We start from the raw sequence: 14255 nt of genomic DNA, 5'->3' as shown, positions 1-14255 counted from the left end.
CGCTACGGGCCCACGTGCACGTGCGCGCTCCAGCGCTCGGGATTGTCCGGGGCTTGGTGGCGCAGTCGGCGCGCGGCCTCGTGCAGGGCGTAGGCCGAGTGGTCGGTCCCGCCGTCCTCGGCGCCGAACACCGTCTCGTAGACCTCGGCGTGCACCTCGGTCGCGACGTCCTCGTCGACCTCCCACAGGGTGCCGACGACGTGGTTGTACCCGGCGAAGCCCAGCGACTCGGCGAGGTTCACCGCCGCCGCCGACGGGGTGTCGGCGGCCGTCGCGGTCTGGCCCAGGTAGCAGAACTCCGCTTCGTCCAGCGTCAGCTGGCCGAGCTCGACCACGCCGAGCGAGCGGTGCGGCGGCTCCCGGTCGAGCACGAGCGCGGCGGCGGGCTGCGCCGGGTACTGCGTGCTGTTCTCGCAGACGTGCAGCCACGGGTGCTCGGGGATCAGCCGCAGCATCTCGTTCGGGGTGGTGCTCTCCATCGAGCGGATCTCGGCGCGCGGCCAGTGCTGCGCCAGGATCTGGTTCTGCTGCGGCAGCTCGCGCGCCACCCGCTCCTGCGAGCCGGCCGCGACCAGCGGGATGCCGTTCTCCGGGTGCGGGCGCTGCTTGGCGCGCAGCAGGCAGCTCAGGGTCGGGGTGTACGACGACACGACCCGCTCCAGCGCGCAGTCGCCGGACAACGAGGCCGCCGCGTGCAGCGGCAGGAACGCCGCCGCGCCGACGGCGGCCCACCAGATGCGCGGCCAGCGCTGCCCGGCGCCGGGCGTTCCCAGGTACCCCATCCGGTCCAGCACCGGGCGGGTGAGGTTGTGCCACAGCCAGTCCAGCACCTCGGCCAGCGGTTGCGAGGTCTGGTCCTGGACGGCGGTCAGCGCGTTCTCCGCCTGCATCGCCGCGAACTCCGGCGCGGCCTTGGTCAGCGGCACCGTCAGCACCCGGCCGCCGAAGACGACCAGCGCGTCCGACCGGTAGCGGCTCAGGTTCACCAGCACCACGGCCCCGTCCGCACCGGCGGGCGCGAGCTCCTGGAACGGCGTCGGCCGCAGGTGGTTGCGGTGCCCCGGCACCGCGCGGATCTCGTCGACCAGCGCCGCCCACGCCGTGGTGAGCCGCTGCCGGTCGCCGTCGGAGGACTCGGCCAGCGCGGGCTCCTCCTCGCCGCGGTCCAGCAGTCGCCGCAGCCGGACCGCCTCGTCGGCCAGGTCCGGGTGGCTGCGGTGCAGCTCGCCCAGCTCGCCGCCGGTCGGCAGGAAGTCCGCCAGGATCGCCGACCGGCCGTGCTCCAGCAGCTCGACCGCGCGTTCCGGCTCGCCGTTCTCCAGCGCGCACGCGGCAGCGTCGGCGGCGACCAGCGCCCAGCGCTGCTGGACCGCCGGGGACGCGACCACCCGCTTGCCCCTGGTGACCAGCGGCAGCAGCTCGACCGCGGTCCCGAACGATTCCTGCGCCTCGGCCCACCGCTGCGCCTGCGCCGCGAGCCTGCCGCACAGGATCGCCGCGCGCAGCCGCTGGTCGGCCGGTGCCGTCGCCTGCGCCGCGGCCTCGGTGAGGATGCGGCGGGCCCAGCGGTAGAGCTTGCGGCGGCCGGAGCGCTGGTGCAGCGTCTGCACCGCCCGGCCGAGGTGGGCCGCGACCGCGGCGCGTGCGGGCGCGTCCTCCGGCATCGCGTTCAGGGCCTGGTCGAACAGGTCGATCGCGGCTTCCAGGTCCACCGTCTTGGACGTCTGCCGGAACCGGTGCATGGTGACCAGCCCGAGCAGCGACAGCGCCGGGTGCTGCGGGCGGTTCTCCCGCGACGCGAGGTCGATCGCCTCCCGCGCGACCTCCTCGGCGCGGGTCAGGTCCGCCGGGGCGGAGTTGTGCTCGTAGCGGGTGACCAGCGTGGTCCCCAGCGAGTTCAGCACCGGGCACCGCGCCCCGCTGCCTGCGGCCTCCGCCGCGGCTTCCGCGGCCCGGACCGCGGCGTCGATCACCGCGGCCTCGGCGCCGTGCAGGAAATGCCTGCGCAGCAGGGCCCCGTACCCGGCGAGCGCGACCGCGCGGTCCGCGTCGTCCCGCGACATCCCGCGCACCGCCGGGGTGATCGGGCGCAGCACCCGGCGCAGCTGGCTGGGCTCGCCGGTGGAGTCGACGTGCTCGACGACGGTCACCGCCAGGTTCCAGACCGCCTTGCCCAGCAGCGGGTGCCCGGGCTCCAGCACGCCGAGCACGCCGATCAGCTCGGAGATCGCGGAGTGCAGGTCGGCCAGGTCGCCGTTGTGCCGGAAGCGCAGCCGCAGCGCGCTCGCGAGGTGGCACAGCGCGGCGCGGCGCGGCTCGCTGTCGGGCATCGAGCCGGCACCCGAGCTCAGGTGCGAGATGCCCTCGTCCAGGTCCTCGACGGCACCGGCGCGCTCGTAGCGCCGCAGCAAAGCGCCACCGAGGCTGACCATCAGCTCCGACGCGGCCTCCCCGCCGGAGCTGCCGCGCACGGCCGCGCGGAACACGTTGATCGACTCGTTGTCCGACGCCGGGTCGTCGGCCAGCCGCGCGTGCAGCTTGAGCGCGTTGCCGAGCCGGATCAGCGCCATCACCCGCCGCTGGTCCTTCTGCGGGGTCTCGTCGACGGCCTGCCGGGCGATCGCCGCGCTCTCGGTGGCGTCCTCGGCGTTGCCGGTCTTGGTGGCCCGGTCGGTCAGCGCGAGCGCGAGGTTGCAGCGGTAGAGGACCAGATCGGTGTCGTCGCTGCGCGCGGTCGAGGCCGCGGCGCGGTAGTAGGAGACGGCGTCGTCCAGGTCGGCCGGGTCGCCGCTGCGCAGGTGGGTCAGCTGCGAGGCGCTGCCGAGGTTGTTGAGCACGCCCGCGCGGGCGGGGTCCTTCTCGTGCAGGGCGCCCGCGGTGGCGCGGAAGACCTCGGTGACCCAGGGCAGCGGCTCGAAGTCGAGGGTGGTGACGATCCGGTTCATCGCCGCGATCGCGTCGGCGTAGCGCTGTTCGGGGGTGCGCTGTTCGGGGTTGCGTTGTTCTGAGGTGCGCTGTTCGGGGTTGCGCTGTTCGGGGGCGCGCTGCTGCTCGGGCTGCTGGGAGTGCGCCCGGGGAGCTTCGGGCTGGTCGCCCCCGGCCTCGGCGTCGGAGAACCAGCCGGACCCGGTGTCGGCCCGGCCTTGCCCTCCCGCCCAACGCTGCAGCCCGCGAAACCTGTCGCTCTGCCGGCCTGCATCGTCTGTCATCGGCGTGTTCTCTCCCGTGGCTGCTCGCGCGCGTGACCAGCGGCCGTCGTGGCGAGTCCGTTTCACGTTACCGGCGTCCGATGGTGGCGAGTAGCCCGTACGGACCAGACCGGGTTGCGCGGCCGGGGACCGCGGCCGCGACCGGCACCGGCGGGCAGATCGTGCCCGCCGCCCGCTCTTCTTACCAGCTCGCCGCGCGTCTCAGTGGCGGGTCGCGGGAATGCGGCCGGGCTCGCCTCCCGTCGTAGTCCGCGTACCGGACACCGCAGCAACCGGTTCCGCCGGACGGATGATCGTTTTGATCCTGCTGAGCGGCCGGGGAACGGTCCGCCATTGGCGAGATCGCGATTCCGCGTTTCCCCGTTTCGCACCCGGTGTGTCGATTCGGATACGAATGGTGGTCCGGGAGTCCGGGAACAGATCGCGACCGCCGCGCGTTGTGGGGTTCGGATGGGCGATCTGCGCCACATCCCGCCGGGCGTCGCGCGGGCCCGCGCACGGCGCGCCGGTACCAACTGGACAGTGCCGGCCGCTACTTCCGAGTAGGGTCCTGACCAGCCAAGATGACGCCGCGTGCGGTCACGACGAGTGATCGTGTTTTGCGCCACGAGGGTGATCGAAGCGTGATCTCTTGACTGCGGCGCCGCGCGGGTTCACTCTGGTCGTCGACACGGGGCTGGACCACCTTCGGTGGGTTCCCCTCGACAGCTGGCGTCCTTCCGGCTAGACTGCTACTTTGCGCTGCCCTCTTTCCGTCTACCCCGCATGGGGGTCGTAGGATCGTGGGCGCCATTGCACCCTTGACAGCTGTGTTAGCGGGCCGAGATCGGCGTCGAAGTCGCCGGACTCCCGAGCTTTCTGATGCGGCTGTAGCCAGTTCAGAGTCCCGGAAGGACGCATCTTGGCAGTCTCCCGCGCGACCAAGGTCTCTGCAGCTTCCAACTACACGTCGGGGATCCCTGGGGCACCCAAGCGGGTCTCGTTCGCGAACATCCGCGAGCCGTTGGAAGTACCTGATCTGCTCGATCTGCAGGTCCAGTCCTTCGAATGGCTCGTCGGTGACGAGACCTGGTTCCAGCGCCGGGTCGACGCCGGCGACGAGAGCCCCGTTGGCGGCCTTGAGGAAGTCCTGAGCGAGATCTCGCCCATCGAGGACTTCTCCGGATCGATGTCGCTGTCCTTCTCCGACCCACGCTTCGACGAGGTCAAGGCCTCCGTCGAGGAGTGCAAGGACAAGGACATGACCTACGCGGCCCCGCTGTTCGTCACGGCCGAGTTCACCAACCACACCACCGGCGAGATCAAGAGCCAGACGGTGTTCATGGGTGACTTCCCGGTCATGACCGACAAGGGCACCTTCATCATCAACGGCACCGAGCGGGTCGTGGTGTCCCAGCTCGTGCGTTCGCCCGGTGTGTACTTCGACCAGTCGGTCGACAAGACCACCGACAAGGACGTCTACAGCGTCAAGATCATTCCCAGCCGCGGTGCGTGGCTGGAGTTCGACGTCGACAAGCGCGACACCGTCGGCGTCCGCATCGACCGCAAGCGCCGCCAGCCGGTCACCGTGCTGCTCAAGGCGCTGGGGTGGACCGCCGAGGCGATCCGCGAGCGGTTCGGCTTCTCCGAGACCCTGATGGCGACTCTGGAGAAGGACCACACCGCCGGCCAGGACGAAGCCCTGCTGGACATCTACCGCAAGCTGCGTCCGGGCGAGCCGCCGACCAAGGAGAGCGCGCAGACGCTCCTGGAGAACCTGTTCTTCAAGGAGAAGCGCTACGACCTCGCCCGGGTCGGCCGCTACAAGGTCAACAAGAAGCTCGGCCTGAACATGCCCTTCGAGTCGGGCGTGCTCACCGAAGAGGACATCGTCACCACCATCGAGTACCTGGTCCGCCTGCACGCGGGCGAGCTGGACATGCCTGCTCGCGGTGAGGGCGAGGGCGAGACGGTCCCCGTCGAGGTCGACGACATCGACCACTTCGGCAACCGGCGCCTGCGCACCGTCGGCGAGCTGATCCAGAACCAGGTCCGGGTCGGCCTGTCCCGGATGGAGCGGGTCGTCCGCGAGCGGATGACCACCCAGGACGTCGAGGCCATCACGCCGCAGACCCTGATCAACATCCGCCCCGTGGTGGCGGCGATCAAGGAGTTCTTCGGCACCTCGCAGCTGTCGCAGTTCATGGACCAGACCAACCCGATCGCGGGCCTCACGCACAAGCGCAGGCTCTCCGCGCTCGGCCCGGGCGGTCTGTCCCGTGAGCGCGCGGGCATGGAGGTCCGCGACGTGCACCCGTCGCACTACGGCCGGATGTGCCCGATCGAGACGCCGGAAGGCCCGAACATCGGTCTGATCGGCTCGCTGGCGACCTTCGCCAGGGTCAACCCGTTCGGCTTCATCGAGACGCCGTACCGCAAGGTCGTCGACGGCCGGGTCACCGACCAGATCGACTACCTGACGGCCGACGAGGAGGACCGGTACGTCAAGGCCCAGGCCAACACCCCGATCGACGACGAGGGCAACTTCCTCGAGGACCGGGTGCTGGGTCGGCGGAAGGGCGGCGAGGTCGAGCTGCTGGCTCCGACCGAGATCGACTACATGGACGTCTCGCCGCGGCAGATGGTCTCCGCCGCGACCGCGATGATCCCGTTCCTCGAGCACGACGACGCCAACCGCGCCCTGATGGGTGCGAACATGCAGCGCCAGGCGGTGCCGCTGCTGCGCAGCGAGGCCCCGCTGGTCGGCACCGGCATGGAGCTTCGCGCCGCCGTCGACGCCGGTGACGTCGTCACCGCGGAGAAGGCCGGTGTCATCGAGGAGCTGTGCGCCGACTACGTCACGGTCATGGCCGACGACGGCACCCGGCGGACCTACCGGCTGCAGAAGTTCAGCCGGTCCAACCACGGCACCTGCACCAACCAGAGGCCGATCGTCAACGAGGGCGACCGGGTCGAGGCCGGGCAGGTCATCGCGGACGGTCCGTGCACCCAGAACGGCGAGATGGCGCTGGGCAAGAACCTGCGCGTGGCCATCATGCCGTGGGAGGGCCACAACTACGAGGACGCGATCATCCTGTCCCAGCGCCTGGTGCAGGACGACGTGCTCACCTCGATCCACATCGAGGAGCACGAGGTCGACGCCCGCGACACCAAGCTGGGCGCCGAGGAGATCACCCGGGACATCCCGAACGTCTCCGAGGACGTGCTGGCCGACCTCGACGAGCGCGGCATCATCCGCATCGGTGCCGAGGTCCAGGGCGGCGACATCCTGGTCGGCAAGGTCACCCCGAAGGGCGAGACCGAGCTGACCCCGGAGGAGCGGCTGCTGCGGGCGATCTTCGGCGAGAAGGCCCGCGAGGTCCGCGACACCTCGCTGAAGGTGCCGCACGGCGAGACCGGCAAGGTCATCGGCGTCCGCGTCTTCAACCGCGAGGACGACGACGAGCTGCCCCCGGGCGTCAACGAGCTGGTCCGGGTCTACGTCGCGCAGAAGCGCAAGATCCAGGACGGCGACAAGCTCGCGGGCCGCCACGGCAACAAGGGCGTCATCGGCAAGATCCTGCCGGTCGAGGACATGCCGTTCACCGAGGACGGCACCCCGGTCGACATCATCCTGAACACCCACGGTGTGCCGCGACGGATGAACATCGGCCAGATCCTGGAGACCCACCTCGGGTGGATCGCCTCGCAGGGCTGGTCGATCGACGGGGACCCGGAGTGGGCCAAGCGGCTGCCCGCCGAGCTCTACGACGTCGAGCCCGGCACCAACACCGCGAGCCCCGTGTTCGACGGTGCCCGGGAGGAGGAGATCACCGGCCTGCTCGGCTCGACCAAGCCGAACCGCGACGGTGAGCGGATGGTCAAGGCCAACGGCAAGGCCCAGTTGTTCGACGGGCGCAGCGGTGAGCCGTACCCGTACCCGGTGGCTGTCGGGTACATGTACATCCTCAAGCTGTCGCACCTGGTGGACGACAAGATCCACGCCCGGTCGACCGGTCCGTACTCGATGATCACCCAGCAGCCGCTGGGCGGTAAGGCGCAGTTCGGTGGTCAGCGCTTCGGTGAGATGGAGTGCTGGGCGATGCAGGCCTACGGCGCGGCGTACACGCTGCAGGAGCTGCTGACGATCAAGTCCGACGACGTGGTCGGCCGCGTCAAGGTCTACGAGGCGATCGTCAAGGGCGAGAACATCCCCGAGCCGGGCATCCCGGAGTCGTTCAAGGTGCTGCTCAAGGAGCTCCAGTCGCTGTGCCTGAACGTCGAGGTGCTCTCCAGCGACGGTGCCGCGATCGAGATGCGCGACGGCGACGACGAGGACCTGGAGCGCGCCGCGGCCAACCTCGGCATCAACCTGTCCCGCAACGAGTCGCCCTCGGTGGACGACGTCGTCCAATGACCTCGCCGCCGGTCCGCGCAGCCGAGCTGTGCGGACCGGCGTTCCGACCCAACCTGGCTCAGCGAAATCTCTGGGCGCAGCCCAGGACAGCGACCTTCCGACAAAGGGAGAAGACCCGACGTGCTTGACGTCAACTTCTTCGATGAACTCCGCATCGGCCTCGCCACGGCCGACGACATCCGCCAGTGGTCGTACGGCGAGGTCAAGAAGCCCGAAACCATCAACTACCGCACCCTGAAGCCGGAGAAGGACGGGCTCTTCTGCGAGAAGATCTTCGGTCCGACCCGGGACTGGGAGTGCTACTGCGGCAAGTACAAGCGGGTCCGGTTCAAGGGCATCATCTGTGAGCGCTGCGGTGTCGAGGTCACCCGCGCCAAGGTCCGCCGCGAGCGGATGGGCCACATCGAGCTCGCCGCCTCGGTGACCCACATCTGGTACTTCAAGGGCGTCCCGAGCCGGCTGGGCTACCTGCTCGACCTGGCCCCCAAGGACCTCGAGAAGATCATCTACTTCGCCGCGTACGTGATCACCTCGGTGAACACCGAGATGCGGCACAACGAGATGTCGACCCTCGAGGCCGAGATCGGCGTCGAGCGCAAGCAGATCGCCGACCAGCGCGACGCGGACCTGGAGGCCCGCGCGCAGAAGCTGGAGGCCGACCTCGCCGAGCTGGAGGCGGAGGGCGCCAAGAGCGACGTCCGCCGGAAGGTCAAGGAGGGCGGCGAGCGCGAGATGCGCCAGCTGCGCGACCGCGCGCAGCGGGAGCTCGACAAGCTCGACGAGATCTGGGAGACCTTCACCAAGCTGGAGCCCCGCCAGCTCATCGCCGACGAGCTGCTCTACCGCGAGCTCTACGACCGCTTCGGTGAGTACTTCACCGGCGGCATGGGCGCCGAGGCCATCCAGGCGCTGCTGCAGGACTTCGACATCAACGCCGAGGCCGAGCAGCTGCGCGAGACCATCCGCTCGGGCAAGGGGCAGAAGAAGCTCCGCGCCCTCAAGCGGCTGAAGGTCGTCGCGGCGTTCCAGGCCACCGGGAACAACCCGGGCGGCATGGTCCTCAACTGCGTCCCGGTCATCCCGCCGGACCTGCGCCCGATGGTGCAGCTCGACGGTGGCCGCTTCGCGACCTCGGACCTCAACGACCTGTACCGGCGGGTCATCAACCGCAACAACCGCCTCAAGCGGCTGATCGACCTCGGTGCGCCCGAGATCATCGTCAACAACGAGAAGCGGATGCTGCAGGAGTCCGTCGACGCGCTGTTCGACAACGGCCGTCGCGGGCGTCCGGTGACCGGCCCGGGCAACCGGCCGCTGAAGTCGCTGTCCGACCTGCTCAAGGGCAAGCAGGGCCGCTTCCGGCAGAACCTGCTGGGCAAGCGCGTCGACTACTCCGGCCGTTCGGTCATCGTCGTCGGTCCGCAGCTGAAGCTGCACCAGTGCGGTCTGCCGAAGGAGATGGCGGTCGAGCTGTTCAAGCCGTTCGTCATGAAGCGGCTGGTCGACCTCAACCACGCGCAGAACATCAAGTCCGCCAAGCGGATGGTCGAGCGCCAGCGCCCGCAGGTGTGGGACGTGCTGGAAGAGGTCATCGCCGAGCACCCGGTGCTGCTCAACCGTGCTCCGACGCTGCACCGGCTGGGCATCCAGGCCTTCGAGCCGCAGCTGGTCGAGGGCAAGGCGATCCAGCTGCACCCGCTGGTCTGCGAGGCGTTCAACGCCGACTTCGACGGCGACCAGATGGCGGTGCACCTGCCGCTGTCGGCCGAGGCCCAGGCCGAGGCCCGCATCCTGATGCTGTCCAGCAACAACATCCTGTCGCCGGCTTCCGGCCGGCCGCTGGCGATGCCGCGTCTGGACATGGTCACCGGCCTGTACCACCTGACCCGCCAGGTGGACGGCGCCACCGGTGAGGGGCTGTCGTTCTCCTCGGTCGGCGAGGCGATCATGGCCTTCGACCGCGGCGGGCTGGACCTGCAGGCCAAGGTCAGGATCCGGGTCCGCGACCTGGTCCCGAACGCGCAGCAGATGCCGGAGGACTGGGAGCCGGGCCAGGCGTGGCTGGCGGAGACGACGCTGGGCCGGGTGTGGTTCAACGAGCTGCTGCCCGAGGACTACCCGTTCGTCAACGACCTGCTGCCGAAGAAGAAGCAGGCGGCGATCGTCAACGACCTCGCCGAGCGGTACCCGATGGTCACCGTCGCCCAGACGCTGGACAAGCTCAAGGACGCCGGTTTCCACTGGGCGACCCGTTCCGGCGTGACCGTGTCGATCTCCGACGTGGTCGTGCCGCCGAACAAGACCGAGATCCTCGACGGCTACGAGACCAAGGCCGACCAGGTCGAGAAGCGGTACCGCCGCGGTGCGCTGTCGTACCAGGAGCGCAACGCCGAGCTGGTCAAGGTCTGGACGGCCGCCAAGGACGAGGTCGCCGAGGCCATGGAGGCGAACTTCCCCGAGGACAACTCGATCAGCATGATCGTCAAGTCCGGGGCCGCCGGTAACATGACCCAGGTCGTCCAGCTGGCCGGTATGCGCGGTCTGGTGTCGAACCCGAAGGGTGAGTACATCCCGCGCCCGATCAAGGCGAACTTCCGCGAGGGCCTGTCCGTGCTGGAGTACTTCATCTCCAACCACGGTGCCCGCAAGGGTCTGGCCGACACCGCGCTGCGGACCGCCGACTCGGGTTACCTGACCCGTCGTCTGGTGGACGTCTCGCAGGACGTCATCGTCCGCGAGACCGACTGCGGCACCGAGCGCGGCATCCGGATGCCGATCGCGGAGAAGCTGCCCGACGGCAAGCTGATCCGGGACGCGCACGTGGAGACCAGCGTCTACGCCCGGACCACCGCCGACGACGTCACCGACGCCGACGGCAACGTGGTGCTGGCCCGCGGTTCGGACCTGGGCGACCCGGCGATCGAGAAGCTGCTCGCCGCCGGTGTCACCAGGGTCAAGGTCCGCAGCGTGCTGACCTGCGAGTCCGGTGTCGGGGTCTGCGCGGTCTGCTACGGCCGGTCGATGGCCACCGGCAAGCTGGTCGACGTCGGCGAGGCCGTCGGCATCGTCGCCGCCCAGTCGATCGGTGAGCCCGGTACGCAGCTGACGATGCGCACCTTCCACCAGGGCGGTGTCGCCGGTGACGACATCACCACCGGTCTGCCGCGTGTCACGGAGCTGTTCGAGGCCCGGGTCCCGAAGGGCAAGGCGCCGATCGCCGACGCTCCCGGCCGGATCCGGCTGGAGGACAACGACCGGTACTGGAAGATCACGATCACGCCGGACGACGGCAGCGAGGAGATCGTCTACGACAAGCTGTCCAAGCGGCAGCGGCTCGCGGTGATCTCGGTCGACGGCACCGAGCGGCAGATCTCCGACGGCGACCACGTCGACGTCGGCCAGCAGCTGCTGGAAGGTGCGGTCGACCCGCACGAGGTGCTGCGCGTCATGGGTCCGCGGGAGGCGCAGCTGCACCTCGTCCGCGAGGTCCAGGAGGTGTACCGCTCGCAGGGTGTGGGCATCCACGACAAGCACGTCGAGGTGATCGTCCGGCAGATGCTGCGCCGGGTCATCATCATCGACTCCGGTGCCACCGAGTTCCTGCCCGGTTCGCCGGTCGAGCGCTCGCAGTTCGAGGGCGAGAACCGGCGCGTGGTGGCCGAGGGCGGCGACCCGGCTTCGGGCCGTCCGGTGCTGATGGGCATCACCAAGGCGTCGCTGGCCACCGAGTCGTGGCTGTCGGCGGCCTCCTTCCAGGAGACGACCCGCATCCTCACCAACGCCGCGATCGAGGGCGCGAGCGACAAGCTGGTCGGCCTGAAGGAGAACGTGATCATCGGTAAGTTGATCCCGGCCGGTACGGGCATCAACCGCTACCGGAACATCCAGGTGCAGCCGACGGAGGAGGCGCGGGCCGCGGCCTACGCGATCCCGTCCTACGACGACGGCTACTACACCCCGGATGTCTTCGGTACCGGCACCGGTGCCGCGGTTCCGCTGGACGACTACGACTTCGGTCGCGACTACCGATGAGGTAGCCGCGTAGCGGAAGCCCGAGGGCCCCTGTCCGACTCCTCCGGACAGGGGCCCTCTTTCCGTTCCTGGTGGCAGGATCGTGCGGTGTGCCAGAATCCGGCCATGCATCGGGTGGGAGTGCTGGTCCTGGACGGGGTGATCCCGTTCGAGCTGGGGATTCCGGCGCGGATCCTCGGCAAGGCCGAGGACGACGCGGGCAGGCCGCTCTACGAGCTGATCACCTGCACTGTCGACGGTGCCCCGGTCCGCACCGACGCGGGCTTCGGAGTCACGGTCGACCACGACGCCCGGGTGCTGGCCACGGTCGACACCGTGATCATCCCGGCCACGCACGAGCTCGGCGAGATGAAGGAGGGGCGGCTGCCCGAGCGCATCGGGCGGGCGCTGGCCGAGATCCGGCCGGGCACCCGGATGGTGTCGATCTGCACCGCGTCCTACGTGCTGGCGGCGGCGGGCCTGCTCGACGGGAGGCCCGCGACCACGCACTGGCGCTCGGCGGAGCACTTCCAGCGCACCTACCCGAAGATCCGCGTGGACCGGGACGTCCTGTTCGTCGACGACGGCGACGTGCTGACCTCGGCGGGAGTGGCGGCGGGAGTGGACCTCTGCCTGCACCTGGTGCGCCGCGACCACGGCAGCGCGGTTGCCAACCGCGTCGCCCGCCGCAGCGTCGTACCCCCGGTCCGCGACGGAGGCCAGGCCCAGTACATCGAGCACCCGGTCCCGGACGAGGCGTCGGCGACGACCGGCCCGACCCGCGCCTGGGCACTGGAGCGCCTGCACCACCGCCTGTCGCTGCCCGAGCTGGCGGCGCACGCGCGGATGAGCGTGCGGACCTTCACCCGCCGGTTCCAGCTGGAGGTCGGGATGGCGCCGGGGCAGTGGCTGACCGTGCAGAGGGTGGAGCTGGCCCGGAGCCTGCTTGAGACCAGCGACCTGCCGATCGACCAGATCGCGCAGCGATCGGGCTTCGGCACCGGCAACTCGCTCCGCCAGCACCTGCGGACGACGCTCGGGGTATCGCCGTCGGCGTACCGGCGGACCTTCGCGGCGAAGTGAGCTTCCGGGGAACCACCCCGACCGAACCGCGTTCCGAAGCGGAGACCTGCCTGGGATCTGCGGCGAGCGCCCCGGAAACCCAACAGACACGAAAGCGCCGGGCCCCAAAAGGAACCCGGCGCCCGGAAAAGAGCCTCAGCCCTCCAGCTCGGCGAGCGCCTTCCGAACGCGCTCGACCTCGGCCTCCAGCTCGGCGAGCTTCGCCTCGTGCTGCTCGCGCGCGGCGCTGATCACGCCGTCGATCGCCTCCGAGATGTCCGAGTGCAGCTCGGCGGCGGCCTTCGACACCGCGGCGGCCGGGATCTGCAGGCCCTGCACGACCCGCTTGCCCTGGTGCAGCAGGTCGGCCTGCCACTCGCCCTCGGCGGTACCCGTCACGGTCAGGGTCAGCTCGACCGTGCGCGTCTTCTTCGCGGTGCTCTGCTTGCGGGCGCGCGGCTTCTTCGCCGCGGGCTCGGGTGCGGTTTCGGTCGGCTCCGGCGTGCTCTCCGGCACGGCGGCTTCGGCGGTCTGGTCCGGGGTTTCCTGGTCGCTCAACGTTTCTCCCTCGATGTGGCCGGCGCGGGTCAAGCTTAGAACAGGTGTTCCCTGCGGTTTCCCGGGGAATCCGCCCACCTCCGATCGAGTGATGGCGCCCCGGGTCGCGCGCGGAGGGGAAGCCCCACGGGGCCGCGACCGTACTATCAGTCGGCGACGACCGGTGATCGAGGTGAGCGATGGCCTTCCCGACCTCGGAGAACGCGGAAGCGTACGCAGCGGCTTACGACGCGGTGCTGGCCCGGTGGCCGATCGAGGTGGAACGACTGGACGTCCCGTCGCAGTTCGGCACCACGCGCGTGCACGCCTGCGGCCCGCAGGACGCGACCCCGCTGGTGCTCATGCACGGCGCGGGAACCACGTCCGCGGTCTGGTTCGCCAACGCCGAAGCGCTCAGCCGTTCCCACCGCGTCTACGCGATCGACCGGATGGGAGACGCCGGCCGCAGCGTCCCGGACGGGCGCGCGATCACCGGCCTGCCCGACCTGATGGCCTGGCTGGACGCGGTGCTCGACCACCTGGACCTCGAAGCCGTGCACCTGTGCGGACATTCCCACGGCGCGTGGATCGCGCTGCACTACGCCCTGCGCTCGATCCGTGTCCGCAGGCTCGCGCTGCTGGAGCCCACCGCGTGCTTCGCCCGCTGGAAGCCGGGCTACCTGCTGCGCGCGGCTCCGCTGCTGCGCCCCACCCCCGCGCGCATCCGCGACTTCGTCAGGTGGGAGACCGGCGGCGGGATCGACCCGGAGGTGCTGGAACTCCAGGCCCTCGGCGCTTTCTCCCAGCGCTCCAAGGTGATCGTGCGCCCGAGCCCGCAGCCGGAGCGGCTGACGGTCCCGACGCTGGTGCTGGTCGCCGAGAACAGCAAGGCGCACAACATCCGCATCCTGATCCGCAACGCCCGCCGCCGCGTGCCGAACGTCGAGACCGCCGTCGTGTCCGGCGTCGGACATCACGCGGTCCCGATGGGAAACGCCGAGGAGACCAACCGGAAGTTGCTGCGGTTCCTCGTGCGCTAG

The 14255-nt window shown here is 70.1% G+C and carries 6 protein-coding genes; 4 read left to right on the top strand and 2 right to left on the bottom strand.

What is annotated here, in order from left to right:
* Positions 1–2: 2 nt before the first annotated feature.
* Positions 3–3209 (bottom strand): CHAT domain-containing protein, encoded by a 3207-nt coding sequence (locus ABD691_RS25485; protein ID WP_344683852.1) that lies wholly within the window; start codon positions 3207–3209, stop codon positions 3–5.
* Positions 3210–4110: 901 nt separating this feature from the next.
* Here ABD691_RS25485 and rpoB point away from each other — a divergent pair.
* From rpoB to ABD691_RS25470, 3 genes are all read left to right on the top strand, one after another.
* A complete protein-coding gene (gene rpoB, locus ABD691_RS25480; protein WP_344683850.1) occupies positions 4111–7605 on the top strand; it encodes a DNA-directed RNA polymerase subunit beta in 3495 nt (1164 codons plus the stop codon).
* Between the two features lie 120 nt (positions 7606–7725).
* Positions 7726–11637, top strand: coding sequence for a DNA-directed RNA polymerase subunit beta' (locus ABD691_RS25475; protein ID WP_344683848.1), 3912 nt, complete (start codon positions 7726–7728; stop codon positions 11635–11637).
* Between the two features lie 105 nt (positions 11638–11742).
* Complete coding sequence (locus ABD691_RS25470) at positions 11743–12699, top strand: GlxA family transcriptional regulator (RefSeq protein WP_344683846.1); 957 nt, start codon at positions 11743–11745, stop codon at positions 12697–12699.
* A gap of 135 nt (positions 12700–12834) precedes the next feature.
* On the opposite strand, the gene ABD691_RS25465 is transcribed toward ABD691_RS25470, so the two are convergent.
* A complete protein-coding gene (locus tag ABD691_RS25465; protein ID WP_425565155.1) occupies positions 12835–13236 on the bottom strand; it encodes a DUF6319 family protein in 402 nt (133 codons plus the stop codon).
* A gap of 179 nt (positions 13237–13415) precedes the next feature.
* Here ABD691_RS25465 and ABD691_RS25460 point away from each other — a divergent pair, with 179 nt between their 5' ends.
* Complete coding sequence (locus ABD691_RS25460; RefSeq protein ID WP_344683844.1) at positions 13416–14255, top strand: alpha/beta fold hydrolase; 840 nt, start codon at positions 13416–13418, stop codon at positions 14253–14255.

The organism is Saccharopolyspora taberi, assembly GCF_039534165.1.
Lineage (GTDB): Bacteria > Actinomycetota > Actinomycetes > Mycobacteriales > Pseudonocardiaceae > Saccharopolyspora_D > Saccharopolyspora_D taberi.
The sequence above is the reverse complement of the archived record's forward strand: the minus strand, read 5'-3'. Positions and strand labels throughout refer to the sequence as shown.

Bases quoted from the DNA above. Each gene is read 5' to 3' on its own strand.
- ABD691_RS25485 (WP_344683852.1), bottom strand. From the start codon at position 3,209: ATGACAGACGATGCAGGCCGGCAGAGCGACAGGTTTCGCGGGCTGCAG.
- ABD691_RS25470 (WP_344683846.1), top strand. From the start codon at position 11,743: ATGCATCGGGTGGGAGTGCTGGTCCTGGACGGGGTGATCCCGTTCGAG.
- ABD691_RS25460 (WP_344683844.1), top strand. From the start codon at position 13,416: ATGGCCTTCCCGACCTCGGAGAACGCGGAAGCGTACGCAGCGGCTTAC.